Source organism: Gordonia otitidis, assembly GCF_020735545.1.
GTDB lineage: Bacteria > Actinomycetota > Actinomycetes > Mycobacteriales > Mycobacteriaceae > Gordonia > Gordonia otitidis.
Genome location: NZ_CP085974.1, coordinates 122,114 through 148,200, shown reverse-complemented (window position 1 = coordinate 148,200; position 26,087 = coordinate 122,114). Strand labels below are relative to the sequence as shown.

The 26,087-nt window shown below is 65.1% G+C and carries 19 protein-coding genes and 3 tRNA genes; 10 read left to right on the top strand and 12 right to left on the bottom strand.

Annotated elements, in window-relative coordinates; all coding sequences use genetic code 11:
• The first annotated feature begins 39 nt into the window (after positions 1–39).
• The 3 genes from LK459_RS00705 to LK459_RS00695 all read left to right on the top strand — a co-directional run bounded on the left by LK459_RS00705 (position 40) and on the right by LK459_RS00695 (position 2,743).
• Positions 40–112, top strand: a tRNA-Lys gene (locus LK459_RS00705).
• Between the two features lie 212 nt (positions 113–324).
• Positions 325–1,530 carry a L,D-transpeptidase gene (locus LK459_RS00700; protein ID WP_007239553.1) on the top strand — a complete coding sequence of 402 codons (1,206 nt, stop codon included), beginning with the start codon at positions 325–327 and terminating at the stop codon, positions 1,528–1,530.
• 70 nt (positions 1,531–1,600) lie between these two features.
• Positions 1,601–2,743: an acyl-CoA dehydrogenase family protein gene (locus LK459_RS00695; RefSeq protein ID WP_007239552.1), complete on the top strand. Its 1,143-nt coding sequence runs from the start codon at positions 1,601–1,603 to the stop codon at positions 2,741–2,743.
• Positions 2,744–2,807: 64 nt separating this feature from the next.
• On the opposite strand, the gene LK459_RS00690 is transcribed toward LK459_RS00695, so the two are convergent.
• Positions 2,808–3,644, bottom strand: coding sequence for a helix-turn-helix transcriptional regulator (locus LK459_RS00690; protein WP_227921176.1), 837 nt, complete (start codon positions 3,642–3,644; stop codon positions 2,808–2,810).
• 225 nt (positions 3,645–3,869) lie between these two features.
• On the opposite strand from LK459_RS00690, the gene LK459_RS00685 reads away from it, so the two are divergent.
• The gene (locus tag LK459_RS00685; RefSeq protein WP_007239550.1) at positions 3,870–4,613 is read left to right on the top strand and encodes an SDR family oxidoreductase; all 744 of its coding nucleotides are present in this window, start codon (positions 3,870–3,872) and stop codon (positions 4,611–4,613) included.
• 66 nt (positions 4,614–4,679) lie between these two features.
• Here LK459_RS00685 and LK459_RS00680 read toward each other — a convergent pair whose 3' ends face one another.
• The 4 genes from LK459_RS00680 to orn form a co-directional block, all read right to left on the bottom strand.
• On the bottom strand, positions 4,680–4,841 hold the full coding sequence (locus LK459_RS00680) for a hypothetical protein (protein WP_007239549.1): 162 nt from the start codon (positions 4,839–4,841) through the stop codon (positions 4,680–4,682).
• Positions 4,842–4,916: 75 nt separating this feature from the next.
• Positions 4,917–6,095 (bottom strand): PE-PPE domain-containing protein, encoded by a 1,179-nt coding sequence (locus LK459_RS00675; RefSeq protein WP_227921174.1) that lies wholly within the window; start codon positions 6,093–6,095, stop codon positions 4,917–4,919.
• 244 nt (positions 6,096–6,339) lie between these two features.
• Positions 6,340–6,412, bottom strand: a tRNA-His gene (locus LK459_RS00670).
• 103 nt (positions 6,413–6,515) lie between these two features.
• A complete protein-coding gene (gene orn, locus LK459_RS00665) occupies positions 6,516–7,115 on the bottom strand; it encodes an oligoribonuclease (protein WP_039994198.1) in 600 nt (199 codons plus the stop codon).
• A gap of 131 nt (positions 7,116–7,246) precedes the next feature.
• Here orn and LK459_RS00660 point away from each other — a divergent pair, with 131 nt between their 5' ends.
• On the top strand, positions 7,247–8,803 hold the full coding sequence (locus LK459_RS00660; protein WP_227921172.1) for a helicase HerA-like domain-containing protein: 1,557 nt from the start codon (positions 7,247–7,249) through the stop codon (positions 8,801–8,803).
• Position 8,804: 1 nt separating this feature from the next.
• Here LK459_RS00660 and def read toward each other — a convergent pair whose 3' ends face one another.
• The 6 genes from def to LK459_RS00630 form a co-directional block, all read right to left on the bottom strand.
• Positions 8,805–9,380, bottom strand: coding sequence for a peptide deformylase (gene def, locus LK459_RS00655; protein ID WP_227921170.1), 576 nt, complete (start codon positions 9,378–9,380; stop codon positions 8,805–8,807).
• A 38-nt stretch (positions 9,381–9,418) separates the two neighbouring features.
• Positions 9,419–10,237 (bottom strand): mycolate reductase, encoded by an 819-nt coding sequence (cmrA, locus tag LK459_RS00650; protein WP_007239543.1) that lies wholly within the window; start codon positions 10,235–10,237, stop codon positions 9,419–9,421.
• A gap of 36 nt (positions 10,238–10,273) precedes the next feature.
• Positions 10,274–10,783 (bottom strand): nitroreductase/quinone reductase family protein, encoded by a 510-nt coding sequence (locus LK459_RS00645; protein WP_007239542.1) that lies wholly within the window; start codon positions 10,781–10,783, stop codon positions 10,274–10,276.
• 84 nt (positions 10,784–10,867) lie between these two features.
• The gene (locus tag LK459_RS00640; RefSeq protein ID WP_227921168.1) at positions 10,868–12,946 is read right to left on the bottom strand and encodes an NADPH-dependent 2,4-dienoyl-CoA reductase; all 2,079 of its coding nucleotides are present in this window, start codon (positions 12,944–12,946) and stop codon (positions 10,868–10,870) included.
• A gap of 36 nt (positions 12,947–12,982) precedes the next feature.
• On the bottom strand, positions 12,983–13,561 hold the full coding sequence (locus LK459_RS00635) for a PadR family transcriptional regulator (protein ID WP_007239540.1): 579 nt from the start codon (positions 13,559–13,561) through the stop codon (positions 12,983–12,985).
• Positions 13,562–13,631: 70 nt separating this feature from the next.
• Entirely contained in the window at positions 13,632–15,338 is a 1,707-nt protein-coding gene (locus tag LK459_RS00630; protein WP_227921167.1) for an ABC transporter ATP-binding protein, read from the bottom strand.
• A gap of 659 nt (positions 15,339–15,997) precedes the next feature.
• Between LK459_RS00630 and LK459_RS00625 the strand changes: the two genes are divergently transcribed.
• The 3 genes from LK459_RS00625 to LK459_RS00615 all read left to right on the top strand — a co-directional run bounded on the left by LK459_RS00625 (position 15,998) and on the right by LK459_RS00615 (position 18,291).
• Entirely contained in the window at positions 15,998–17,245 is a 1,248-nt protein-coding gene (locus LK459_RS00625) for a uracil-xanthine permease family protein (RefSeq protein ID WP_227924018.1), read from the top strand.
• A gap of 176 nt (positions 17,246–17,421) precedes the next feature.
• A tRNA-Arg gene (locus tag LK459_RS00620) sits at positions 17,422–17,495 on the top strand.
• A gap of 358 nt (positions 17,496–17,853) precedes the next feature.
• On the top strand, positions 17,854–18,291 hold the full coding sequence (locus tag LK459_RS00615; protein ID WP_227921165.1) for a single-stranded DNA-binding protein: 438 nt from the start codon (positions 17,854–17,856) through the stop codon (positions 18,289–18,291).
• 69 nt (positions 18,292–18,360) lie between these two features.
• Here LK459_RS00615 and LK459_RS00610 read toward each other — a convergent pair whose 3' ends face one another.
• Positions 18,361–19,221, bottom strand: coding sequence for a formylglycine-generating enzyme family protein (locus LK459_RS00610; protein ID WP_407648832.1), 861 nt, complete (start codon positions 19,219–19,221; stop codon positions 18,361–18,363).
• Positions 19,222–19,520: 299 nt separating this feature from the next.
• Here LK459_RS00610 and ettA point away from each other — a divergent pair, with 299 nt between their 5' ends.
• Together ettA and LK459_RS00600 are read left to right on the top strand one after the other, a co-directional pair.
• On the top strand, positions 19,521–21,173 hold the full coding sequence (gene ettA, locus LK459_RS00605; RefSeq protein WP_039994501.1) for an energy-dependent translational throttle protein EttA: 1,653 nt from the start codon (positions 19,521–19,523) through the stop codon (positions 21,171–21,173).
• A 64-nt stretch (positions 21,174–21,237) separates the two neighbouring features.
• Complete coding sequence (locus LK459_RS00600) at positions 21,238–26,037, top strand: NAD-glutamate dehydrogenase (protein ID WP_227921162.1); 4,800 nt, start codon at positions 21,238–21,240, stop codon at positions 26,035–26,037.
• Positions 26,038–26,087 lie beyond the last annotated feature (50 nt).

The following is a 26,087-nucleotide window of genomic DNA, read 5'->3' as shown; positions in this document are numbered from 1 at the left end:
TGACGCAGTGACCCTGTAAGGTTCTTTCTCGCACGGCAAGCGCCATTAGCTCAATTGGCAGAGCAGCTGACTCTTAATCAGCGGGTTCGGGGTTCGAGTCCCTGATGGCGCACAACGACAAGCGATCGCCTCGGCTTCGGCCGGGGCGATCGTCGTTTTCGGTGAGACCGGTATGCGCCCGGGGTCAACTGGCCATGTCGGTCGACTCGGGCAATCGGCATATCTCGTACACTGGTGGCGCGCTCTCGCGCACAGTCATTTGATCCACACACCGCGGTTCCGCACACGGGACCGCAACTCGGTGAAACTTGGGGCAGGAGTCACATGCGGAACGGTCGTATCCGGCGGAACGGTTTGATGATCGTCGGACTGATGGTTGCCGTGGCCGCACTGCTGAGTTCGTGCTCGCAGACGGCCAAGTACTCCGAGAATGTGCAGAGCTCGGCGCTCTTCGGTGACCTGCTCATGCCGGGCCTCGAGATCACCGAATGGGCGGAGCGGCCGCTGGTCGATCAGGCTGTCGGCGTTCAGCCGGGAGCACCGATCACGGTGCAGGCCAGCGAGGGTGCACTGACCAACGTGCGTATCGACAAGGTGGACGGCACACCTCTGCGTGGCACGCTCAGCGAGGACGCGACGCGTTGGACGAGCGCCGAACCCCTGGGCTACGGCCGCAACTACACCGTGCAGGCCGACGCCAAGGGTGTCGGCGGGACGAGCACCAAGCGCGTGTCCTTCACCACCAGGGCGCCGGCAAATCTGACACAGGCGTACCTCACGCCGTCGAACGGTGAGACCGTCGGCGTCGGACAGCCGGTCGCCGTCAAGTTCGACGAACCGATTCCCGACCGCAAGGCCGCACAGCGGGCGATCTCGATCACCGCGAATCCTCCCGTTGAGGGGGCCTTCTACTGGATCAGCGACACCGAGGTCCGTTGGCGGCCCAAGGACTACTGGAAGCCGGGGACCGCGGTCTCGGTCGCCGTGAACACCTACGGAATCGACCTCGGCGACGGCCTCTTCGGGCAGGAGAACCTCAAGGCCGACTTCAAGGTCGGGCGTTCCATGATCGTCACCGCCGACGACCGCACCAAGCAGGTGGTCTTCAACCGCGACGGTAAGGACATCCGCACCATGCCCACCTCGATGGGAAAGCCGGGCACCGAAACCGACAACGGTGTGTACCTCGTCTCCGACAAGCACGACCACATCATCATGGATTCCTCGACCTACGGCGTTCCCGTCGGTTCCGCCGACGGCTACCGGACGCCGGTCGACTATGCGACGCGGATGTCCTACAGCGGCATCTTCTTCCACTCGGCGCCGTGGTCGGTGTGGGCGCAGGGCAACACCAACACCAGCCACGGATGCCTGAATCTGAGTCCGGACGATGCGCTCTGGGTCATGCAGAACACGCTCCGAGGAGACCCCGTGATCGTGAAGAACACGGCTGGTGGCACATTGTCGGGGACCGATGGCCTCGGTGACTGGAACGTGCCGTGGGAGGTCTGGTCGAAGGGCAACGCCTAGCGCTCATCGTGACACCAACCACTGTTACGATCGTCAGTGATACTGATTGCCGACGATCGAGGTGTAAAGCATGGGCGAGCGCTCTCCCTGGGAAACCGACGACCTGACAGCGGTGCGCGATCTGGCTCGCAGTTTCTGCGAGAAGGAGATCAAACCCAATATCGAGAAGTACATCGACCAGCACCATGTCGATCGTGAGCTGTGGAACAAGGCAGGCGACCTCGGCCTCCTGTGCATGTCGATCCCCGAAGAGTACGGCGGTGGCGGCGGAACCTTCGCCCACGAGGCCGTGTTGATCGAAGAGCAGGCCCGCATCGCCGATTCGTCGTGGGGCGCGAGCTTGCACAACGGGATCATCGCTCACTACCTGCTCTCCTACGGGTCGGAGGAGCAGAAGCGCACGTGGCTGCCGAAGATGGCGTCGGGAGAGGTGGTCGGGGCCATCGCGATGACCGAGCCCGGCACCGGCTCGGATCTGCAGAGCGTCAAGACCAAGGCGATCCGTGAGGGCGACGAGTATGTCATCGACGGCTCGAAGACGTTCATCACCAACGGTGGACAAGCCGATCTCATCATCGTCGTGGCCAAGACCGACGTCAGCGAGGGTGCCAAAGGAATCTCGCTGGTTCTCGTCGAGGCCGACCGCCCGGGCTTTCGCCGAGGACGCGTCCTCGACAAGGTCGGACAGCGTGGCCAGGACACCTCGGAGCTGTTCTTCGACGGGGTTCGTGTGCCGACGTCGAATCTTCTCGGCAGCGAAGAAGGCCAGGGCTTCATCCAACTGATGCAGCAACTGCCGCAGGAGCGACTCATCATCGCGGTCGCGTCGACCGCGGGGATGGAGGTCGCCCTCGAACACACGCTTGCCTACACGAAGGACCGCACCGCGTTCGGGCGGCCGATCTTCGGATTCCAGAACACCAAGTTCAAACTCGCCGAGGTCGCCACCGAGGCACGGATCGCCCGTGTGTTCACAGACGACTGCATCATGAAGCACCTCGACGGCAGGCTCGACATCCCGACCGTCGCCATGGCGAAGTGGTGGACAAGCGAGCGCGCGATGGCTGTCGCCGACGAATGTCTGCAGCTATTCGGTGGCTACGGGTACATGAACGAGTACCCGATCGCACGGATGTGGGCGGACCAGCGGGTGCAGAAGATCTACGCGGGCACCAACGAGATCATGAAGGAGATCATCTCCCGCAGTCTTTGAGACGCCACGATCTCGGCATCTGGTGCATGCCTTCGGGTCTTCGTAACGGCCACATGGCCGACGCTCAGTCGGCGAACGCTGCGAGCATCGCGAGTTTCTCATGGTCGGGCGTGCCGGGAACCGCCGTGTAGACCAGAAGTGCTTGCACGCTATTCGGATCCAGCAATGTCTGGCACTGCACCTCGATGACTCCGAGCGAACCGTGCACGATCCGTTTGTCCGTGTCGGTGAGCCGGGTGCCGACGTCGTGCAGGTGCCACAACTCGGCGAATTCGGGACTCTCGACGAGCAGTGCGTCGGCAACCGTTGCGGCTCGCGACTGCGATCCACCACGGGTGACGGCCTCACGCAGCCTCGCGGTATGCGCACGAGCGTGCAGTGCGTGATCCTCGGGCAGGAAGCGTGCACGAGTACCCGGGTCCGTGAACCAGCGATAGGTGATCGACCGATTCAACCCGGTGAACACGCTGTCGTCACCGACGAGTGCGATCGCCAATGGTGTTTGCAGGAGGGTCTCGCCCGCACTGTTGACCACCATGGCAGGAGTGTCGGCGAGCCGGTCGATGATGCGGAGCATGCCGGGGGACACATGGTCGTCGCGACTCAAGCGGTCGGGTGCGCTGTGTCCGGCCAGACGGTACAGATGATCGCGTTCCTCGAGGGTGAGATGCAATGCCCGCGCCAACGCGGTGAGCATCTGCTCCGACGGGTGCGGCCCACGCTGCTGTTCCAACCGGGTGTAGTAGTCGACCGACATGCCCGCCAGCGTCGCAACCTCCTCGCGTCGCAGTCCGCGTGTTCGTCGGCGCTGTCCCGCGCCGAGTCCGACGTCGGCGGGTTGTAGGGCTTCGCGACGACGTCTGAGGAACTCGGCGAGGCCCACGCGGTCGACGGTGCTCACCGGACTCTCGTGGAGGGCACAGGTGCTTCACTCATCATTCAAGGGTGACCCATTCAGCGCATGCCAACCAGGGATCATGGGTCCCGGGATACCCGGTGCCTTGTCGGGGCGTCGCATCAGGAGTGAACTCGATGTCACGGAATCCCCGACCAGCCGGCTCTCACTGACCGTCGACAGGTCCACGGATCACCGGATTCAGGCTTACACGCATACGAGGAGACGACAGTGAACATCAGCGACAACACCATCTTCATCGCGGGCGCCACCTCGGGCATCGGGCTCGGACTGGCACTGCGACTTCACGAGGCGGGCAACACGGTCATCATCGGAGGGCGACGCGCGGCGCTGCTCGATCAGGTCGCCGCCGAGAATCCTGGAATCGCGACCGTCCGCATCGACACCACCGACACCGACGACGTGAATCGAGCTGCCGCCGAGGTGATCCAACGTTTTCCCGCCGTGAACGTCGTCGTCGCGATGTCCGGGATCATGCGTCCGGAGGATCTGACCACCCCGGATTTCCTGGCGACCGCCGAGCTCGAGGTCGACACCAACATCATGGGTCCGCTGCGCCTCGTCGCCGCCTTCACCGATGCTCTCACGGGCAAGGATGGGGCGACGTTCATCACGGTGTCATCGGGCCTTGCCTTCACGCCGATGGTGGGCACTCCGACCTACAGCGCCACGAAGGCGGCCATCCATTCGCTCTCGGAGAGCCTGCGAATGCAATTGTCGGACAAAGGTATCGACGTCCTGGAGCTCGTACCGCCCGCCGTACAGACCGATCTCATGCCCGGTCAAGCAGAAGCGGAGTGGGCCATGCCGCTCGACGAGTTCCTCACCGAGGTGATGTCGCTGCTGCCCGCAGCAGACCGCGAGATTCTCGTCGAGCGGGTCAAGCCGCTGCGCTTCTCCGAGCAGTCCGGGCAACACGACGAGTTGGTGAGGCAACTGGCGCACCTGAGCTGACCGGGTGTGTCCTGCAGCCACGGGAGTCCGCAACGCAGCGCCTGCCGGTTGCGGCGGCACGCGCAATCACTTGCGGTCTTTGATGATCTTCTTGACCTCGTCGGCGTCGATGTTCTTGGCGATGAGCTTGCCGCTCTTCGACTTACGCACCGAGTAGGTGTCCTTCTTTTTTCCGGGCGCGACGTGTAGGCCCGCTTTCTTGGCAGCCTTGTTCAGATCTTCCAGCACGGATGCAGATCGTAGAGCATGTAGGTGAACGATCGTGTTACGGCGAGGTTCCGTCGGAAATCCGAGGGGCTCGTGTCAGGAGGACGATTCCGGGTTTCCGTGGCCCGCCGATTCGGGCGTCGTGGCGTCGCCCGAATCAGTGGTCGACGAGGAACTCGACGACGTCGGTCCGCCAGTGTCGGCAGGATGCGTCGTCGTCGAGTCGGACTCGTCGCCGACCGCGGTATCGGCTGGGCGGCTGTGGGCGGTTGTATCTGTCGGTTTCTCAGCGGTCGTGGTGTCCGGGACCGGTGATCCCGCTGTTGGTGGGGTCAGTGAATAGTCCGTCGGAGCGGTCGCCGTGAGGGTCGTTGGACCGGCCGCCGGCGCCGATGCGACGCGTGAGGTCGCCGTGGCGCTCGAGACGGCGGTGGTCATGGTGCGCTCGGTCGTCGTGGCGCTGGCGGCGCCCTGCTGAGGGGGCAGCGGCAGAACCGGAGTGGTTTCGCGGGTGAATCCGCTGCGGTCATAGGCGGAATCGACGATCGGCTTGAGGACGGGTTGGAGTTGATCAGCGATCGCGTGGAGGCCGAGTCTGCGCAGCGGTTCGAGAAGTGGTAGGTCGGCTGTGGGCACCAGCACGTAGGTGGTGTTACCGACCGTCTTGACCAAGTTGTTCGGATCGTTGATGTCGACGTCGGTGTAGTCGGTGTGTATCAGGAGGTAGCCGGCCACGGCGTTGGCGACGGCCAGCAGGTTGCCGGGGTTGTCGGGCCAGTCGGACTCCATGTCGTACTGCCTGCTGACATCGATGATCCGGTACGCGGTGTTGGTGGGTGTCGAGCCTCCACCCGTTGCCGTGGAGACACCGCCGACGCCGCGCTGGGGATTTCCGAACACGACAAACGTCAGGTCGTCGGGACTCGGAGCGCTTGCAGCGTGCGCGTGGGCATTGAGCCACATCGTGACGACGAACCCGCCCTGCGAATAGGCCATCACGATCTTCTTGCCCGATGTTGCGGCGATTGCACTCTGCAGGTTGACCGCGCCCTGTTGCAGTGCAACCGAACCGATCGAGGCCGACGGATAGGCGACCACGGTGCAGACGTTTGGTGGCAGGCACAGCTGGCCTCGCAGCTCCTCACTCATCGGCGTGCGCACCACCAGTTGGTTTCCCGCCACGGTCAGTACCGTTGCTGCAGACCCTGCTGACGCGGCAGCGAAGGTGCCGGCCACTGCACCGACGATGGCCGTCGCTGTCAAAAAACTACGCATCGAAGCCCCGATCCGGTTCATCGCGCGACCGGCGGCCGCGCGTCATCGAGAGCTGGCGCACGACTGCGTCACACTCCCCGAGCAGGAGGTTATGTGGTGCGCCGGCCGTTCGCGCAGACTCATCGATTCAGGTCTCGACTTTCGTATGAACGAACCACAGACGGCTGGACCCGAAGCCGCTGGTGCAGCACACGCACGAAGCCCTGCCCACCGGATCGGGTGGGCAGGGCTTCGTGACCTGCGGGGTGAGCGACGGGACTCGAACCCGCGACAGCCAGGATCACAACCTGGTGCTCTACCAACTGAACTACGCTCACCATCGGCGTCGGAAACCCAGGTAGAACACTGGGTCCCAGAGCCAAGGTCATACTCTAGCGGTTCGAACGCTCCGAACTCCAATCGGTTCTGTGACCTGGACGTTCAGGCTGGTCCGAGATCGGAGACGATCGCCGCGAGCTCGTCGACGTCCGGACCGGGTTGCGGAACGAACGCAGCCGCACGGTAGTACCGCAACTCACGGATCGACTCCCGTATGTCGGCGAGCGCGCGGTGCGCGAGGCCTTTCTCCGGCTGATTGAAGTAGATGCGCGGATACCAGCGACGACACAGTTCCTTGATCGAACTGACGTCGACCATGCGGTAGTGCAGATACGCGTCGAGTTCCGGCATGTCGCGGGCGATGAATCCACGGTCGGTGGCTATCGAGTTGCCGGCAAGTGGGACCGCGCCCGGAGTGGTCACGTGCTTGCGGATGTACTCGAGCACCATCGCTTCGGCTTCCGGCACGGTGAGCGTCGACTGCCGGACCTCCTCGGTGAGTCCCGAATCCGCATGCATCTTCGTCACCACGTCGGGCATCGAATCGAGGTCGGCGTCGTCGGCGTGAATGACCACGTCGACGCCGTCTCCGAGAATGTTGAGGTCACTGTCGGTGACAAGAGCGGCGATCTCGATCAGTTTGTCCTTTTCGAGGTCGAGCCCGGTCATTTCACAATCGATCCACACCAATTTGTCCTGCACCTGTCAACCATAGCCAACTCGACGCACCGACTATTGTCTGCTGTACATCATCAGTTTGCATCGAGACACCGACGGGGAGTGGCTGTGTGCGTGCGCTCGGCCATCCATGTGATTTCCGAGAGGACGTGCTCATGACCGATCCCACCCAGGCAGCCCAAACGATTGCGCAGGGATACCAATTCACCTCGACCTCACTCGAATTGGGCACGGTCTCGGTGGACGGTCAGGTCGACTCGGCCGCCAAGGTCCGCATCCCGTTGGCGATGATGAACCGCCACGGTCTCGTCGCCGGCGCGACGGGGACCGGCAAGACCAAAACGCTGCAGCTGATCGCCGAACAGCTCTCGGCCAACGGTGTGCCCGTGGTGATGGCCGACATCAAAGGCGACTTGTCCGGGCTCAGTCGGCCGGGCGTATCGAATGACAAGATCACGGCGCGCGCGCAGCAGACAGGTGACGATTGGGCCGCTACCGCATACCCCGTCGAGTTCGTCTCTCTCGGGTCCGAGGGTGTCGGTGTCCCCGTGCGCGCGACGATCAGCGCATTCGGGCCGATTCTCCTCAGCAAGGTGTTGGGGCTCAACGACACTCAGGAATCGACCCTGGGGCTGATATTTCACTGGGCCGACCAGAAGGGGCTGCCTCTACTGGATCTCAAAGACATCCGCGCGGTCATCCAGTACCTGACCAGCGACGAGGGCAAGCCTGAGCTGAAGGGCATCGGGGGCGTCTCGACCCAGACAGCGGGGGTGATACTGCGCGCGTTGACGAATCTCGAAGCGGCAGGCGGTGATACGTTCTTCGGCGAGCCCGAGCTCGAACCCGCCGATCTGCTGCGTCTCGCCCCCGACGGGCGCGGCATCGTCACGCTCTTCGAGTTGGGCGACCAAGCGGCCAATCCCGTGCTGTTCTCGACCTTCCTCATGTGGATTCTCGCCGATCTGTTCCAGTTTCTGCCCGAGGTCGGCGACATCGACAAGCCCAAACTCGTCTTCATCTTCGACGAGTCGCATCTACTGTTCAACGACGCGTCCAAAGCATTCGTCGCGCAGGTGGTGCAGACCGTGAAGCTCATCCGCTCCAAGGGCGTCGGCGTGTTCTTCTGTTCGCAACTGCCGACCGACATCCCGAACGACGTTCTCTCCCAACTGGGGGCGCGCATCCAGCACGCGCTCCGCGCTTTCACCCCCGACGACCAGAAAGCGCTCACCAAGACGGTCAAGACCTACCCGGTGTCCGACGTGTACGCGCTCGACAAAGCGCTGACGTCGCTGGGGACCGGTGAGGCGATCGTGACCGTGCTCTCGGAGAAGGGTGCGCCGACCCCGGTTGCGTGGACGGTGATCCGCGCGCCGCGCTCGTCGATGGAAGCCGTTGCAGCAACTGACATCACCGCTGCGGCAAAGGCAAGTCCGTTGTACGCGCACTACGGGACGCCGGTCGACAACGAGTCGGCCTACGAAAAGCTCGCGGCCAAGATGCTCGCCCCCGACGAGTCGCCCGACGCGCCGGCGCCCGAACCGGTGCCGACGCCGCCTCGGGCACCGGCTCCGGCGCCCGAGGAGCCGGGCATGATCACCGAGATACTGACCAGCAAGCCGATGCAGAGCTTCCTGCGCAATGCCGCGAGCCAGGCCGGGCGCGAGTTCAGCCGCGCCATCTTCGGCACGGGACGTCGTCGACGGTGAGTCAGCGCTTCGGCGACACGGGCCAGTCGTCGGGGTAGTGATCGGCAACCTCGGCGGCGTCGCGCAAGAGTCGTTTACGTGCCTTGGTGGTGAGTCGGTCGCCGAACACCATCCCGTGCGTGTGATCGGTCTCGTGTTGCAGGCATCGTCCGAGGATTCCGCCCGCGGTGACGGTCACGGGTTCGCCGCGGTGATCGACGCCCCGGCAGGTCGCGACCGTGGGGCGAGCGAGATCTGCGTGCGCACCGGGTAGCGAGAGACATCCTTCGCCGAGAGTGGCGAGTTCTCTGTCTCGACCTTCGGGCAACTCGAGCTCGGGATTGCAGATCACCCCGACCCGACGTCTGCCCGTGTCGTCGCCGCAGTCGTAGACGAACGCGGCGAGGTCGACGCCGACCTGCGCGGCAGCCAGGCCCGCACCGGGAGCGGCGGTGTTGGTGGCGAACATGTCGGCGATCAGGTGGTGCAGAGCGTCGTCGAACTCGGTCACCAGACGGGCCGGCTTGTGTAGCACGGGATCGCCCCATCGCACGATCGGGCGTGGGGTTCCGATGCGGAGCAACTCCTCGAGCGGCATCCGAAGTCCTCTTCTCGGTGAGGCGGTATTGCCGGGGGTTACGACTCGGGTCCCAGGCGCTTGTAGAAGGTGCCGACGATGGGCGCGACGACGGCGCGCGGACTGTACCCGCCCGCGACCGACATCGCCTTCGACAGGGTGCCCGGAACCACCCGCATCTTGTTGTGTTCCAACGCATCCAGACTCATCTTGGCCACTTCGGTGCTGTTGTGCCACAGAAAGCCCGGGACCATTTTGTCGACGATCGAGGCGTCGTCGGGGTCGGGTGTGTGAGTGCGGACCGGGCCGGGGGCGAGCAGCGTGATGTGGACTCCCTGCCCGGAGACCTCGCCGCGCAGTGACTCGCTGAAGGTGTTCACGAATGCCTTCGACGCCGCGTAGGTGGCGTTGTGGGGTATCGGCATGTTTCCCGCTGCAGAGCCCACCATGAGGATTCCGCCGGAACCGCGGGCGACCATCTGGGGGAGTACCGCGAGCGTGAGGTTGTGGACGGCGTTGACGTTGAGCCGGACCTGGGCACGCTCGTACTCGGCGTCGAGTTGAGCGACCTGGCCGAAGGTCGCGATGCCCGCGTTGTTGCACAGCACCGAGATCTCGCGTTCGGCGAGTTCTCCCGCGAGGATCTCCACCGCGACGGGATCGGACAGATCACTCGGCCGCACCTCGACCTGCACGTCGTGCTGTGTGCGAAGCTCCACTGCCAGTTCTTCGAGAATGTCCCCGCGACGCGCGACGACGATCAACGAGTGTCCGCGACGAGCCAGCTCGCGGGCGAGTTCCATACCGATACCGGACGACGCGCCGGTGACGACGGCTCGCGCGGAGGCGGCCGGGGACGCAATGGGCATGGCGGCCATGGTAGCCGCCGTCGGCGCCGTCCCGGCCGTCGCCGGTCAGCTCGCGGACAGCCGGAATACCCTGATCTCGCGGTCGGTACGGTCGCGGTACACCGCGTAGACATCGGTGACGTCGCGCTCGAAGAGGCGGTAGATCCGTTCGCGTTCGGGTCCATGGAGCAGCGTGGCAACGGCGTCGACCTCCGTGCCCGCGGTGTTCACGGTGCAGGCGGGGTTGGCGAGCAGATTCGACGTCCATGCCGGGTGGCGCTCCTGGCCGAAATTGGATCCGACGACGAAGAGATCGGCACCCTCGCGTGCGTAGAGCAGCGGAGACGTCCGCGCGAGCCCCGATCGGGCGCCTGTTGTCGTCAGCAACAGGGTGGGTGCACCGATCGGGCCGAGGACGGTGAACCTGCCGCTCGACGCGTGCAGCAGACGCCGGTCGATACCTGCCGATCGGCGGACCATCCACGATCCGACGCCGGTCTTCGCGAGTGCGGTCATCGGCCGACGCAGGGGGCTCGACGTCGAACCCCAGCGACGCTCGGCGAAAGGAGATGACATCACGGTTCCTCTGTTCTGCGAGAGGTGAGCGGCTTCATCTTGCCAGCCGGTCGGGCGTGGTGTTCGCGGCTTGCGCCGATCGGATCATTCGATTCCCGCTGCGACCTCCGTGCCCTGGCGGATCGCGCGTTTGGCGTCGAGTTCTGCGGCGATGTCTGCGCCGCCGATGACGTGCGTGCGCACGCCTGCAACGGTGAGCGGGTCGACGAGATCGCGCACCGATTCCTGGCCCGCGCAGATCACCACATTGTCGACCTCGAGCAGCCGCGTCTCGCGCACCGAGCCGTCGTCGTCTCGAAAGCTCAGGTGTAGCCCGGCGTCGTCGATCTTGTCGTAGGTGGCACCGGAGATCTGTTCGACGCCCTTCATCTTCACGCTCGCCCGGTGTACCCAACCGGTCGTCTTGCCCAGCGACTTGCCCTGTTTACCGCGCTTGCGCTGCACCAGGTAGACCTCGCGGATCGGCGGCAGCGGTCGGGGTGTGGTGAGGAAGCCGGGAATGTCGAGATCTTCGCTCACCCCCCATTCTTGTTCCCACTCTTTGAGATTGAGCGTTGGCGAGTCGTCGACGGTGAGGAACTCGGTGATGTCGAAGCCGATCCCGCCGGCACCGATCACGGCGACGCGCTTGCCGATCTCACGGTCTCCGAGGACGGCGTCGGCATACGACATCACCATCGGATGGTCGATGCCGGGGATGTCGGGCATGCGTGGGGTGACGCCTGTCGCGACGACGACCTCGTCGAATCCGGCGGCGATGATGTGCTCGGCGTCGACGCGTTCCTCGAGATGGACCCGGACGTTGTTGAGTTCGAGCTGGCGGGTGTAGTAGCGCAGCGTCTCGGCGAACTCTTCCTTACCGGGAATTCTTGCGGCAATGGAGAATTGGCCGCCGATGGTCGGTCCTGCCTCGAAGAGTTCGACACGGTGTCCGCGTTGCGCAGCCGTCACGGCGGCCGACAGCCCCGCGGGTCCGGCCCCGATGACGGCGACCTTGCGTGCCCGACGCGTGGCACCGAGGGTCAGCGTGGTCTCGCGCCCTGCGCGCGGGTTGAGCAGGCACGAGACCTTCTTCCCGACGAACGCATGGTCGAGGCATGCCTGGTTGCAGCCGATGCAGGTGTTGATCTCGTCGGCCCGCCCGGTCATGGCCTTCACCGGGAACTCCGGATCCGAGAGCAGCGGTCGTGCCATCGACACCGCATCGACGCGGCCGCGGTCGAGGATCTCCTCGGCGACCTCGGGAGTGTTGATGCGGTTGCTCGCGATGAGCGGGATCGACACCTCGTCACGCAACCGTTCGGTGAACTTCACGAACGCGGCACGCGGCACCGAGGTGACGATCGTGGGCACACCTGCCTCGTGCCATCCGATGTCGGTGTTGATGGCGTCGACGCCGAGCGTCTCGGCCTTGCGTGCCATGAGAGCGATCTCGTCCCAGGTCTGACCGCCCTTGACGAAGTCGGCGATCGACTGCCGCAGGATGACGGGGAAGTCGCGGGGGACGCGGCGTCGGATCTCGGTGATGACCTCGACGAGGAAACGCTGACGATTCTCGGTCGACCCACCCCACTCGTCCGTTCGGTCGTTGGTGTGCGGGCACAGGAACTGATTGACGAGATAGCCTTCGCCGCCCATGATCTCGACGGCGTCGTATCCGGCCTGACGCGCGAGCTTCGCGGCCTGCCCGTACGAGCGGATCACGTGTCCAATGACCGCTTCGGGCATCGGCAGGTTCTTGAACGGGTGGATGGGCGAATTCTCGCTTCCGGGAGCCACTTTGAGTGGTGTATACCCGTAGCGACCCGCCTGCAGGAGCTGCATCGCGATCTTGCCGCCCGCCTCGTGCACCGCACGGGTGACGCGTTGGTGACGCTTGGCGTCGAGCGTGTTGGTCATCTTGCCCGCGAAGGGCAGGAGCTGGCCGGTGCGGCTGACGGCGAACCCGCCCGTGACGATCAGTCCTGCACCACCGCGTGCGCGCTCGGCGTAGTAGGCGCCCAGTTTGTCGGTGTCCCAGACGCGGTCTTCGAGACCGGTGTGCATCGAACCCATGACGATGCGGTTGCGCAGTGTCATGCCGCCGATGGTCAGCGGCTCGAAGAGTCGTGGATAGTAGGGATTCGGTTGGCCGGGACTGGTATTCGCTGATGGGGCTGACATCGGCGTTCTCCTGGATTGTCGGGGATGAATCAGGGGTCAGGACCCGAGGGACGGATTCGGCGCTGCGTCGATTCGACGCTTCTCGTCGTCGAGTGCGGAGATGACTTCGTCACACCAGCCGACGAAGCCCTCCTCGATGCGGACACCGCCGCGCAACACGAGGTACTGGTGCAGGCGGCGTCCGGTCAGCGAATGCGGGTCGGGGTAGTCGTTCTTCTCGAAGGATTCGTAGAGCCGCAGTCGCGTCAGATGTTCCGCGCGGTGCGTGCGGAGTTCGTCGATGACCGCGGAGAGGTCGGCGTGTTCGGCGGCACGGATCTTGAGTCCGAGGTCGTCGCGCAGTTGCTGGATCGGGGTAGGCGAAGAGACCCAGTCGCGCAGCGCGTCGCGCCCCGCGTCGGAGAGTGTGTAGATCTTCTTGTCCGGCCTGCCCTCCTGGGCGACGGGTTCGTAGCTCACCATGCCGTCGGCGTGGAGTTTGCCCAGGGTGCGGTAGATCTGCTGATGAGTCGCAGACCAGAAGTATCCGATCGATCGGTCGAACTGCCTGCCGATCTCGTACCCGGTGCCCGGACGCTCGGCGAGCGACACCATGATCGCGTGTTCGAGTGCCACGCGTCGACCGTAGCAATGCACTCACGCACTATGCAACAAGGTGCATAGTGCGTGAGTGCTCATCGTGCGGTCATGCAGAGGCGTGCACGACATGCGGCCACGGATCACGTTCGCGTAGTCGTCCGTCGCGCAGCTCGACGATGCGGTCGGCGATCGCGGTCACCCGGCTGTCGTGTGTGATGAGCAGCGTGGTGCGGCCGTCGGCCAGGCGACGTAGCGGATCGAGGATTCGGCTCGTTGTCGCGGCGTCGAGCCCCGACGTCGGTTCGTCGAGGATGAGTGCCGGAGTGTTCCGGAGCATCGCCCGCGCGATGGCGATGCGTTGGCGCTGGCCGCCGGAGAGGGTGAGGCCGCCGTCGTCGAGCGGGGCGTCGTAGCCGTCGGGGAGTCTGTTGATGAACTCATCGGCATCCGCGGCAACGGCCGCCGCGACGATCTCGGCTCGCGTCGCGTCGGGGCGCCCGTAGGCGATGTTGTCGGCCACTGAGGCGCCCTTGATGATCGGTTGCTGGGGCAACAGCGTGATGTGATCCCGAATCCAGTGGCCGGTCAGGTCGGCGTAGTCCGTCTCGCCGATGCGCAACTGCCCGGCGTCGGGGTGCTCGAAGCGGCACAGCAGCGAGGCCAGTGTCGACTTGCCGACGCCGCTCGGGCCGATCAGGGCTGTGACGGTGCCGGGCTCGAGGTCGAGGTTCACGCTGTCGAGGACTGTCTGGTGACTCCTGGTGAGCGTGACGTCGCGGATCGAGATGCCGAGCGGTGCCGCAGCGGCGTGCCCGCACCAGACGGGCACATCGGCCCGGTCGATGCGTTCGACGGGCCGCAGGTCGAGAACCTCGGCCACACGTTCGGCACTGATCAGTGCCGACGCGACGGCAATACGGATGTCGGCCAGTTCCTGCATCTTGGGGTACAGCATCCCGAGATAGCCGGTCAGCGCGAGCAATCCGCCGACGCTGAGCTGTCCTTGCCGTACCTGCCAGACACCGACGACAGCGATGGCGAGCGTGACGACGACCTGCCCGAAGCTCAGGATGCCGCCGAGCCCGGCCTCGACCCGCGTCTGCGCGAGGCGGGCGCCCATCCAGGTCACACCGTGCGCGTGTAGTCGAGAGTGCTCACGGGCCTGCTGGTTGTAGGCGACAGCGGTCTCGTGGCCCAGCAGTGCTGTCTCCACGGAGTCGGCGATGTCGCTGTTCGCCCCACGCTCGTCGCGGGTCACGCGCTCCTGTCGGCGTGCGAACAACGCCGACAGGCCCCACAGCACCGGTACAGCGGCCAAAGCGACGAGCGCAACCTGCCAGCTCATGACGAGCGCGGCGATCACCAGGCCGACCGTGTGGGCCGCAGCGATCACGAACTGCATCACACCCGTGCCGATCATGTACTCGACGGCCTCGAGATCGCCGGTGTGGCGCGTGACCAGATTGCCCAGGCCCAGACGTCGATGCTGGACGGGGTGCAGTAGCTGCACGTGGTCGAAGAGCCGGTCACGCAGCCGCAACACCACCCGCTCGGAGATCCCCACCGACACGACCTGGCCCAGATAGTCTCCGCCGCACGAGATCGCGGTGATGAGGAGCCAGAGCAACGCCAAGCGCGCGAACGTCGTGAAACTGTCGGAGTCGAGTGCGCCGTCGATGACGTCTGCGAGTACGAAGACGGCACCCACTTCGCAGGCAGCGGCGACGCCCAGCAGTGCGCCTGCGAGTGCGAATCGTCGTCCTTCGCCGCGGACCGCGGGCGAGAACCGGCGAAATGCTTGTCGGGCGTTCATCGGTCTCCCTTGATGACATCGTGTGGCCGACCGCGAGTCGTGCCTGCTGTTCGGTTGGAAGGTGGAGGAATCCGACGCGGGGCTCCGGACCGTAACCGCCGCGACGGCGATGTGGATCGTGTGCAGCCCCGCGTCGAATGTCCTGAGATCGGTAGGTCAGTAGACCCAGCGCCAGTCCCAACGGTGCGCGCGGGGATTCCAGAAACGCTGACGGCGGCGGCGACGCGGCGGCTGCGGAGCCGGGGCTTGACGCGGGCCGTTGGTGCTTCGCTGCGGGGTGGGAGGCATGTGGATCTCCTTCGTGGTGACTGTCGGCGGCTTTGCCGACGCAGAGAACACTAAGAACTTTCGCTGGCCGCGCCCTGCACTGATGCTGTCAGCCGGCTGTCAACGCAAAGCTGGTGTCCTGCACCGTCTTACCCAGACGTTTGTGATCGTCTCGTCTCGGCTTCACGTGGGGCGTGAAGGGCGTTGTCCTTCGTGCCGAGCGTCGCGAAACCCGGCGTCGCGGTCGGCGATACCGCAGACTGATCCCCGTGCGCAACAAGGAGACACACAGCGGAGACGACAGCGCAGGGCACGACGGTGACGAAGAGCGTGCAGGTGGGGGAGCAGGCCATTCCGGCGTGACCGCCACATCGCAACGCATCGCCGACGGGATGGGGTGGACCCGCGTCGACGTCGACGACATCGTCGGACCGGGGGAGCGGCTGTCGTGGCCCAAGACAGTCGGCATCGGCCTGCAGCACGTGGTCGCCATGTTCGGTTCGACGTTCCTGGTTCCGGTGCTGACCGGGTTCCCCCCGGCCACGACACTGTTGTTCTCGGGAATCGGCACACTGCTGTTCCTGATCATCACCGGCAACCGCCTGCCGAGCTACCTCGGCTCGAGCTTTGCGATCATCGCCCCGGTGCTGGCTGCGACGGCGTCGAACGGTCAGTCGTCGGCGCTCGGCGGGATCGTCGTGGTGGGTGCGTTGCTCGCGGTGATCGGTGTCGTCGTGCACTTCGCGGGCATCAGGTGGATCGACCTGGTGATGCCGCCGATAGTCACCGGCACGATCGTGGCGTTGATCGGGTTGAATCTCGCGCCGTCGGCGAAGACGAACTTCGAGAAACAGCCGGTGACCGCCACCGTGGTGCTCGTGCTTCTCGTCGTGTCGATAGCGCTGCTTCGAGGACTGCTCGGACGGCTTGCGATCGTGCTCAGTGTGGTGATCGGATACGTGCTGGCACTGATCCGCAACGAGGTCGACACCAGCGCGATCCACACCGCGAGTTGGATCGGGCTCCCCGATTTCCAGACCCCGACATTCCACATCTCGGTGATACCGACGTTCCTGCCGGTGGTGCTGGTGCTGGTCGTCGAGAACATCGGACACGTGAAATCCGTTGCGATGATGACCGGTTCGAACTTCGACGACCGGATGGGCAGGGCGCTGTTCGCCGACGGTCTGTCGACGATGATCGCCGGGTCGGGCGGAGGGTCGGCGACCACGACCTACGCCGAGAACATCGGGGTCATGGCGGCCACCAAGGTGTACTCGACGGCGGCCTACTGGGTTGCGGGCGCAGCGGCCATCCTGCTGGGACTCTGTCCGAAGATCGGTGCGGTGATCGCCTCGGTGCCGCCCGGAGTGCTCGGTGGCATCACGACCGCGCTGTACGGACTCGTCGCCATCATCGGTGTGCACATCTGGGTGACCAACCGCGTCGACTTCTCCAGGCCGATCAACCAGTTCACCGCGGCCATTCCGCTCATCATCGCGATCGCCGACTTCTCGTGGAGCATCGGTGATGTGAGCTTCGGTGGCATCGCGATCGGCGCGGTCTGTGCGCTGCTTATCTATCACACGATCCGGCTCATCGGTGGCTGGCGTGGGACGGCCGGAGTTCGATGTTCCTGACGGCCGCTACCGCGGATGTGTCGACGACACACGCCGTCGGCATGGTTGGGATACTGCACCGACTGCTGCCGATCCGGACCAACGCCTGCCCGTGTTGCGGTTGCGATCAGTCACGCTCAGCCAGACCGATCGCAACCCCATCGACATGGCCACGTACACTCTGCGTGTCGGTTTTCGCCTCCGTAGCTCAGGTGGATAGAGCAAGGGCCTTCTAATCCCTAGGTCGCAGGTTCGAGTCCTGCCGGGGGCACTGTGACACCTTCGCCGGCCTCCGGCCGGTGTGCGCCCACTGTGTTTGAAGGAGATTCACGCGGGCGCACTGTGACACCTTTGCCGGCCTCCGGCCGGTGTCAGCGAATGCGATGAGCCGTGTTCTGCGCCGCTGGCCGCCCGCGACTGTCGCAGCTCCCGGTGCTGATCCACGTGGATCTTCGGCGCCGGGTTGTCCACAGACTTCCTGCACGCGCATCCCACGGGGAAGTTGTCCACAGATCGCTGTCGCGGCCGTTTCTGCGTGTGATTCTGCGGAATGCTCACCTGCAGCCACCTCAGCCGGGTTCGAGCTCGGCGTCTGCAGAGGTATGGCTCATCACGGCAGGAGCAGACCAATGTACGAAACGTATTCGACGATCATCGGGCGCGTGATCTCCGAGCCCAGGCGTAACCGGACGGCCGCAGGTGACGAGGTGATCTCGTTCCGGGTGGCGAGCAACTCGCGACGACGAGACCGGGCGACGGGCGAGTGGATCGACGGCCACAGCCTCTATGTGACGGTCTCCTGCTGGCGGCGTCTGGTCACCGGTGTCGCCGGGGCCATCGACAAGGGGCGACCGGTGATCGTGCACGGGGCGATCCACACGAACAACTACACGACCAGTGACGGTGAGGCACGCACCGAGTTAGAGATGGTCGCCGACTCGGTCGGGCTCGACCTCGCGCGGTGCGTCGTCGACTACCGCGGTCGCGGCGACGGCGGTGGTAACGCGACGGCAGGCGCGGAACAGTCCGGCACGACCACGGTCGAGGAGTCAGATGCTGCGGCGTGACCGGGAATCCCGTTGCGGCGAGCGACAGAGGGGTTCGCTCGCCGCGACGGGGTCAGCGGCAGTAGCCGGTCACGGTTGCGCGACACTGTCTGCCGCACAGCGGAATCCGAGATGAGAGGTCGCTGAGTCGTCGGATTGTGGTGAGCGGGCAGCGGGCCGGTAGCGGCGACAGTACTGCGGCGAGCACAGGTGGGAGCCGCCTTTGGTGACACGGCGTACGCGTGGGGACGTGGTCGGGGCGAGGAGGTCCTGTCGCCCGTTGGGGGAGACGGTCGATAGTCCGGGCGGGATATGGCGCGGTGCGAACACATCCGACGTGCGTTCCCAGACGTTGCCGATCATGTCGAGAAGGCCGAAGCCATTGGGTGGATAGCTGCCGATTCTCGACGTCCCGGCCCACCCGTCGCTGGCGTACGGGAAATCGCCGATCCACGTGTTGGCGAGGATCTCGCCGTCGGGGTGCAACTCGTCGCCCCACGCGTATTCGTGTCCCGCGACGCCTCCTCGCGCGGCGAACTCCCACTCGGCCTCGGTCGGGAGTCGTCGCCCGATCCAGTCGGCATAGGCGACCGCGTCTGCATAGGCGATCTGGGTGACGGGGTGGTCCTCGTAGCCGACGAGGTCGCTGCGGGGTCCGAGTGGGTGCTTCCACGATGCGCCCGGTTCCCACCGCCACCACTGTCGCCAGTCGGCGAGGTCGACGGGGCCAGACGTCGGCGTGAACACGAGTGCACCGGGTACGAGGCTGACTGGGTCGGCGCCCGGAAAATCGGCCGGGTCGATCTCGCGCTCGGCGACCGTCACGTAGCCGGTGGCGGCGACGAATGCCGCGTATTGGGCGTTGGTCACGGGGTGACGTTCGATGGAGAAGGCGCCCATTCGACGCTCGTGCGCGGGGCGCTCCTCGGGATAGAACCGATCCGATCCCATACAGAACAGACCACCGTCGAGTGCGACGAGCTCGGTCGGCTGCGGTGAATCGGTCACCCTCTCGATGGTGCCAGTCTCACAGCGACATGTCCGCAGCCCCGGTTCGCAGCAGATCGTCCTCGACCGTGTGGGAGCGTGTCGCGTCACGTCGATAGAGTGGTACGCGACGTTGCGCCCAGAGCCCGTCCTGTCATCAGAGTGCGCCACCCCGCACGAGGTTCACGGGATCGGGGCTCCGGCGCAGATGACCACAAAACCGCAGGTGAGGACATTACGTGGCTGGCGAGTTCATATACACGATGAAGAAGGTGCGCAAGGCGCACGGTGACAAGGTCATCCTCGATGACGTCACCATGTCCTTCTATCCCGGAGCCAAGATCGGCGTCGTCGGTCCCAACGGTGCCGGCAAGTCGTCGATTCTCAAGATCATGGCCGGTATCGACCAGCCGTCGAACGGAGAGGCATTCCTCGATCCCGAGGCCACGGTCGGCATCCTCCTGCAGGAACCGCCCCTCAACGAAGAGAAGACGGTCAAGCAGAACGTCGAAGAAGGCATGGGCGAGATCAAGGAGAAGCTCGACCGGTTCAACGAGATCGCCGAGCAGCTCGCCACCGACTACTCCGACGAACTCATGGAGGAGATGGGCAAGCTCCAGGAGGACCTCGACAACGCCGATGCCTGGGATCTCGACTCCCAGATCGACCAGGCCATGGACGCGCTGCGGTGCCCGCCGGGCGATTCGCCGGTCACACATCTGTCGGGTGGTGAGCGTCGCCGCGTCGCACTGTGTAAGCTGCTGCTCTCCAAGCCCGATCTGCTGCTGCTCGACGAGCCGACCAACCATCTCGACGCCGAAAGCGTGTTGTGGCTCGAGCAGTTCCTGGCGTCGTACCCCGGCGCAGTGCTCGCCGTGACGCACGATCGCTACTTCCTCGATCACGTTGCCGAATGGATCTGTGAGGTCGATCGCGGCAAGCTCCATCCGTACGAGGGCAACTACTCGACCTATCTGGAGAAGAAGGCCGAGCGTCTCGAGGTGCAGGGCAAGAAGGATCAGAAGCTGCAGAAGCGCCTGAAGGAAGAGTTGGCGTGGGTGCGCTCCGGCGCCAAGGCCCGGCAGACGAAGAACAAGGCACGCCTGTCGCGCTACGAGGAGATGGCTGCCGAGGCCGAGAAGACGCGCAAGCTCGACTTCGAGGAGATCCAGATCCCCACCCCGCCGCGCCTGGGTGACGTGGTGGTCGAGGTCTCCAACCTCGACAAGGGATTCGACGGCCGCGTGCTGATCAAGGATCTGTCGTTCACGTTGCCGCGCAACGGAATCGTGGGTGTGATCGGACCGAACGGTGTGGGTAAGACGACGCTGTTCAAGACCATCGTCGGCCTCGAGGAACCCGATTCGGGTTCGGTCAAGGTCGGCGAGACGGTCAAGCTCAGCTATGTCGATCAGAACCGCGCCAACATCGACCCGAAGAAGAACGTCTGGGAGGTCGTGTCCGACGGCAACGACTACATCGAGGTCGGCCAGAACGAGATGCCCTCACGCGCGTACGTCAGTGCGTTCGGATTCAAGGGGCCGGATCAGCAGAAGCGCGCGGAGGTTCTCTCCGGCGGTGAGCGTAATCGCCTCAACCTGGCGTTGACGCTCAAAGAGGGCGGCAACCTGATCCTGCTCGACGAGCCGACCAACGACCTGGACGTCGAAACGCTCGGCTCTCTCGAGAACGCGCTCGAGTCCTTTCCGGGCTGCGCCGTGGTCATCAGCCACGACCGGTGGTTCCTGGACCGGACCTGCACCCACATTCTCGCGTGGGAGGGCAATGTCGAAGAGGGCCAATGGTTCTGGTTCGAGGGCAACTTCGAGGCGTACGAGGCGAACAAGGTCGAGCGCCTCGGGCCCGACGCCGCGCGGCCTCACCGGGTGACTCATCGGAAACTCACTCGCGACTGAGGCACGTCACTACCATCGCTGTAGGGCGTGTCATGGAGGTCGGCCCCGGCCTCCTCAAGAGAAGGTGAGTGCGGTGTCTCAAGTGAGTGCTCTGCTGCCTGCAGCGGTGGGTTGCTATCTGAACGCAAGCAATTCTCCTGGCAATGCACACGCCCAGACGGCCGCGACGGGGACCGGTTCCGCCGTCGACCCCGGGGCCTTCCCCGGAATCGACGAGGCCGATCTCGAGCGTGTGCGTCGGCACGTCGGGTTGGCGAGCACACGCGCACCGGGACAGTGCCTCGTCGACGTCAGCGCCGGGGCGGCGGGCACCGAGATCGTCGTCGTCAACGACGACATGCCGCTGCTCGTCGAAGCGGTGTTGACCGTCGTCGAGGCGCATGGGCTCACCGTCAGTCGTATCGACCATCCGGTCATGTCGGTCTCGCGCGACGACTCCGGCACGCTCACCGAGATCGGCGCGGGACCTGACCGCAGCACCGAGTCGTGGATCTACGTGGTTGCGGTGTCCAGCAGAGGCGACGTCGACGTCGACGCCCTGCGCAGTGCACTGGTCGATGTCATCGCGCGCGTCGGCGACGTCGACCGAGATGCCCTCGACATGCGCGGACGCCTCTCATCGTGTGGCGCCGACTGCGCCGTTGCACCGACCACGACACAGTCGGGAATCGCGGCCGTCGATCGCTACGAGTACTCGCGGTTGCTCGACTGGTTCGCCGGCAACCATTTCGTGCCGCTCGGCTACTGCAGGGTCAGCATTGACAGGCAGACGACGCAGGGGCGCGGCCTGTGGCGAGCCGGCTCGCTGGCCAACGGGTTCCCCGTGCTCACCGATCCGCCGCTGCTGCCGCGGGTGTCGCGGGTCTATCTCGAAACCGGCGTGCAGCGATCCAATTATCCGATCCTGATCCAGGTGCCGGAGTTCGACGCCTCGGGTGCCCACGTGGGAGAGCACCGGTTCCTGGGCACATTCACGTCGTCGGGCCTGCATCAGACGATCCTCGACGTCCCGGTGCTGCGCGGCAAGGTGCACGAAGTGATCCGTCGCGCCGGCGTCGAGGAGGATTCGTTCGCCGGGCAGTCGATGATCGAACTGCTGCAGAACTATCCACTTGTGGAGATGTTCGCCTCGTCCGACGCTGAGTTGAGCAAACGGATCGCGGAGATGCTCGACGCCGCCGCCACGCGGACGCTTCGCGCTTTCGTCCGCGTCAATCCGCAGGGCAGCACCGCCACCGCTCTGATCTATCTGCCGCGTGACCGCTACAACACGCAGAACCGACTGGCACTGCAGAGCGTCGTGTCCGAGAAGTTGCACGGCACCGCGCTCGAGTACTCGGCGCGTGTCAGCGAGATGCCGCTCGCCCTACTCCAGGTCATGGTGCGCGTCGACCGGGACGAGGCGGCTGGGCTGGGAACGTTCGACTTCGGGACGACGGAGCAGCGCGATATCCAGAGTGCACTCTCGAGCGCGATCCGCACCTGGGATGAACGATTCCGCGAGGCCGCAGGTGGACTCGACGCCGGGTCGACTCGGCTCCCCGAGGGCGGAGTCGACGCACTTCTGCGATTGCTTCCCGCGTTGCCCGACGAGTACAAGGACCAGCGCGCGCCCGCCGCGGCCGTTGCCGACCTGATCCGCGTCGCCGACCTCGGCGCAGGTGACCTCACCGTCGCGCTCGGGCCTACAGACACCGAACCCGGTGCACTCTGGAACTTCACGCTATATCTGTGCGGCGAGGCGGCGACGCTCACCGATGTACTTCCGGTGCTGCACAGCCTCGGTCTCGACGTCGTCGACGAACACCCTTACCGTCTGGTCCGTCCGGACGGCCAGGTCTGTCACGTCTACGAGTTCAGCGTCACGCTCGCCGACGGGATGTCCGTCGATTCCGAGTCGACGTCGGATCTCGCCGACCGGTTCACCGACGCGTTCGTCGAGATCTGGCGGCAGCGCGCCGAGATCGACGCGTACAACGAGTTGGTCATCCGGTGTGGTCTCGACTGGCGTTACGCGGCAATGCTCCGCGCGTACGGGCGATATCTGCGACAGTGCGGGTTCTCGTACAGCAACACACTCGTTGCCAGGACACTCGGCGAACACCGCGCCGTCACACGGGGTCTGGTCACCTTGTTCGAGACGTCCTTCGATCCGGCGCGCGCCGACGAGCTACAGCGCGAGAACGCAGTGGCTCGGCTGGGTCAGGACATCGGCAAGGTCCTCGGTCTCGAGGCCGACCGCATCGTCTCGGCGTTCTCGGCGGTCATCCGCGCCACCTCGCGTACCAACTTCTATGTCCGAGACGACGACTCCGAGCGGCCGGTCATGTCGTTCAAGGTGCGGCCCAGGGAGATCCCGCAGACTCCCGAGCCGCGCCCACTGCACGAGATCTTCGTGTACTCACCGCGCGTCGAAGGAGTCCACCTGCGTTTCGGGGCGGTGGCGCGTGGCGGCCTGCGGTGGTCGGATCGACGTGAGGATTTCCGCACGGAGATCCTCGGCTTGGTGAAGGCCCAGGCCGTGAAGAACGCCGTGATCGTGCCCGTGGGCGCGAAGGGTGGTTTCGTCGTGAAGCGTCCGCCCGCGGCGACCGGCGATGCCGCCGCCGATCGCGACGCCACGCGCGCCGAAGGCGTTGCGCGCTATCGGGATTTCATCTCCGGCCTGCTCGACGTCACCGACAACCTCGACCGTCAGACCGGCACTGTCATCCCCGCGCGCTCGGTGATCCGTCGTGACGGAGACGACTCCTATCTCGTCGTCGCGGCGGACAAGGGAACGGCCACGTTCTCCGACATCGCCAACGACGTCGCCGCCCGGTACGACTTCTGGCTCGGCGATGCGTTCGCCTCCGGTGGGTCCGCAGGTTACGACCACAAGGCGATGGGTATCACGGCGCGGGGTGCGTGGGAGTCGGTCAAGCGGCACTTCCGTGAGATGGGTCTCGACACCCAGTCGCAGGACTTCACCGTGGCGGGCATCGGAGACATGAGTGGCGATGTCTTCGGCAACGGCATGCTCTTGTCCGAGCACATCCGACTGGTCGCGGCGTTCGATCACCGGCACGTGTTCGTCGATCCGAATCCCGACGCTGCGTCGTCGTATGCCGAACGCGCACGGCTCTTCTCGTTGCCGCGTTCATCGTGGGCGGACTACGACACCTCGCTGATCAGTGAGGGGGGCGGTGTCTGGTCGCGCGAGACGAAGTCGATCCCGGTCAGCGCTCAGATGCGCACAGCCCTCGGGCTCGGTGCCGAGGTCGATGCATTGTCGCCGCCCGAACTGATCCACGCGATCCTCCTGGCCCCGGTCGACCTGCTGTGGAACGGCGGCATCGGTACGTACATCAAGTCGTCGTCGGAGTCCGATGCCCAGGTGGGCGACAAGGCAAACGATGCGATCCGCGTCGACGGAGATCAATTGCGCGCCAAGGTCGTCGGAGAAGGTGGCAACCTCGGTGTCACCGAGCGGGGGCGGATCGAATTCGATCTGGCCGGAGGTCGGATCAACACCGATGCGATGGACAACTCGGCCGGCGTCGACTGTTCCGACCACGAGGTCAACATCAAGATCCTGCTCGATGCCGCGGTCTCTGCGGGCCAACTCGAGCACGCCGACCGCGATCCGCTCCTGGAGTCGATGACGGACGAGGTCGGCGACCTCGTGCTGGCGGACAACGTGTCGCAGAACTCCGAACTGGGGTTCTGCCGCGCCTATTCGCTCGACCGGGTCGACGTCCACGCTCGTCTCCTGCACGAGATCGCCGCGCGCGGCGTGGATCTGAAACTCGAAGCACTACCGACACCGCAGGAGCTGATCAAGCGTCTGCACTCCGACGTGCACCGCGGGCTCACCTCGCCCGAGCTGGCGACACTGATGTCCCATGTGAAACTCATCGCGAAGGAGGACCTCCTCGGCGGGGATCTGCCGGAGAACGATGTGTTCGAAGGCCTTCTGGCGGACTACTTCCCGGTCCCGCTTCGTGAACGGTTCGCCGACGGCATCCACGCCCACCGTCTGCACCGCGAGATCGTCACCACGGTCCTCGTCAACGAAGTGGTCGACCGTGCGGGCATCACACACCTGTTCCGGCTGGGTGAATCGACCGGTGCCACGACCGAGGAGGCGGTGCGCGCCTACGTCGTCGCCGACCGTGTCTTCGGTCTCTCGGAGCTGTTCGCGCGTATCGTGCACGCCGATGCTCCGGTGGAGGCCATCGACGAGATGATGCTGTATGCGCGGCGCCTGCTGTTCCGGGCGTCGCGGTGGTTGCTCGCCTTCCGCCCGCAACCCCTGGCGATGGCCGCAGAGGTCACCCGATACGGCCAACAGGTGGCAGACCTGACCGCTCTGATCGACAGTTGGTTCGGGCCGCAATCGGCTGCCGACGTCGAGCACCGTGTGGCGCACTACCGTGAGCTCGGTGTCGAGACCGATCTCGCTCACGATGTCGCGATCAGTCTTCATCGGTTCTGCCTGCTCGACATCGTCGATACCGCCGAGATCGCCGATCGGGATCCCGTGGAGGTCGGCGAGCTGTACTTCGCGATCATGGAGCACTTCGGCCTGGAGGAACTACTCACCGCCGTGTCGACACTCGAATACGGCGACCGCTGGCATGCGTTGGCGCGCTTGGCTCTTCGTGATGACATGCACGGAGCGCTCCGTGCTCTCACGCTCACGATCCTGCAGAGCAGCGAACCCGACGAAGCCGCGGGCGAGAAGATCTCCGAGTGGGAGTCGTCGCATTCGTCACGGTTGGCGCGGGTGCGAACCATGCTCTCCGACATCGAGCACGGCCCCGACCTCGACCTCGCCACACTGTCGGTTGCCGCCCGACAACTCCGCAGCCTCATCAGGTAGCGAATCTCAGACCAGCACGAAGATCGACGCCCGAAGACGAAAGGAATGTC

What these genes read in the sequence shown, in the direction of transcription:
- LK459_RS00700 (WP_007239553.1), top strand. Translation starts at nt 325, where the DNA reads ATGCGGAACGGTCGTATCCGGCGGAACGGTTTGATGATCGTCGGACTG.
- LK459_RS00695 (WP_007239552.1), top strand. Translation starts at nt 1,601, where the DNA reads ATGGGCGAGCGCTCTCCCTGGGAAACCGACGACCTGACAGCGGTGCGC.
- LK459_RS00675 (WP_227921174.1), bottom strand. Translation starts at nt 6,095, where the DNA reads ATGCGTAGTTTTTTGACAGCGACGGCCATCGTCGGTGCAGTGGCCGGC.
- LK459_RS00660 (WP_227921172.1), top strand. Translation starts at nt 7,247, where the DNA reads ATGACCGATCCCACCCAGGCAGCCCAAACGATTGCGCAGGGATACCAA.
- def (WP_227921170.1), bottom strand. Translation starts at nt 9,380, where the DNA reads ATGCCGCTCGAGGAGTTGCTCCGCATCGGAACCCCACGCCCGATCGTG.
- cmrA (WP_007239543.1), bottom strand. Translation starts at nt 10,237, where the DNA reads ATGGCCGCCATGCCCATTGCGTCCCCGGCCGCCTCCGCGCGAGCCGTC.
- LK459_RS00645 (WP_007239542.1), bottom strand. Translation starts at nt 10,783, where the DNA reads ATGTCATCTCCTTTCGCCGAGCGTCGCTGGGGTTCGACGTCGAGCCCC.
- LK459_RS00640 (WP_227921168.1), bottom strand. Translation starts at nt 12,946, where the DNA reads ATGTCAGCCCCATCAGCGAATACCAGTCCCGGCCAACCGAATCCCTAC.
- LK459_RS00630 (WP_227921167.1), bottom strand. Translation starts at nt 15,338, where the DNA reads ATGAACGCCCGACAAGCATTTCGCCGGTTCTCGCCCGCGGTCCGCGGC.
- LK459_RS00625 (WP_227924018.1), top strand. Translation starts at nt 15,998, where the DNA reads ATGGGGTGGACCCGCGTCGACGTCGACGACATCGTCGGACCGGGGGAG.
- LK459_RS00615 (WP_227921165.1), top strand. Translation starts at nt 17,854, where the DNA reads ATGTACGAAACGTATTCGACGATCATCGGGCGCGTGATCTCCGAGCCC.
- LK459_RS00610 (WP_407648832.1), bottom strand. Translation starts at nt 19,221, where the DNA reads ATGGGATCGGATCGGTTCTATCCCGAGGAGCGCCCCGCGCACGAGCGT.
- ettA (WP_039994501.1), top strand. Translation starts at nt 19,521, where the DNA reads ATGAAGAAGGTGCGCAAGGCGCACGGTGACAAGGTCATCCTCGATGAC.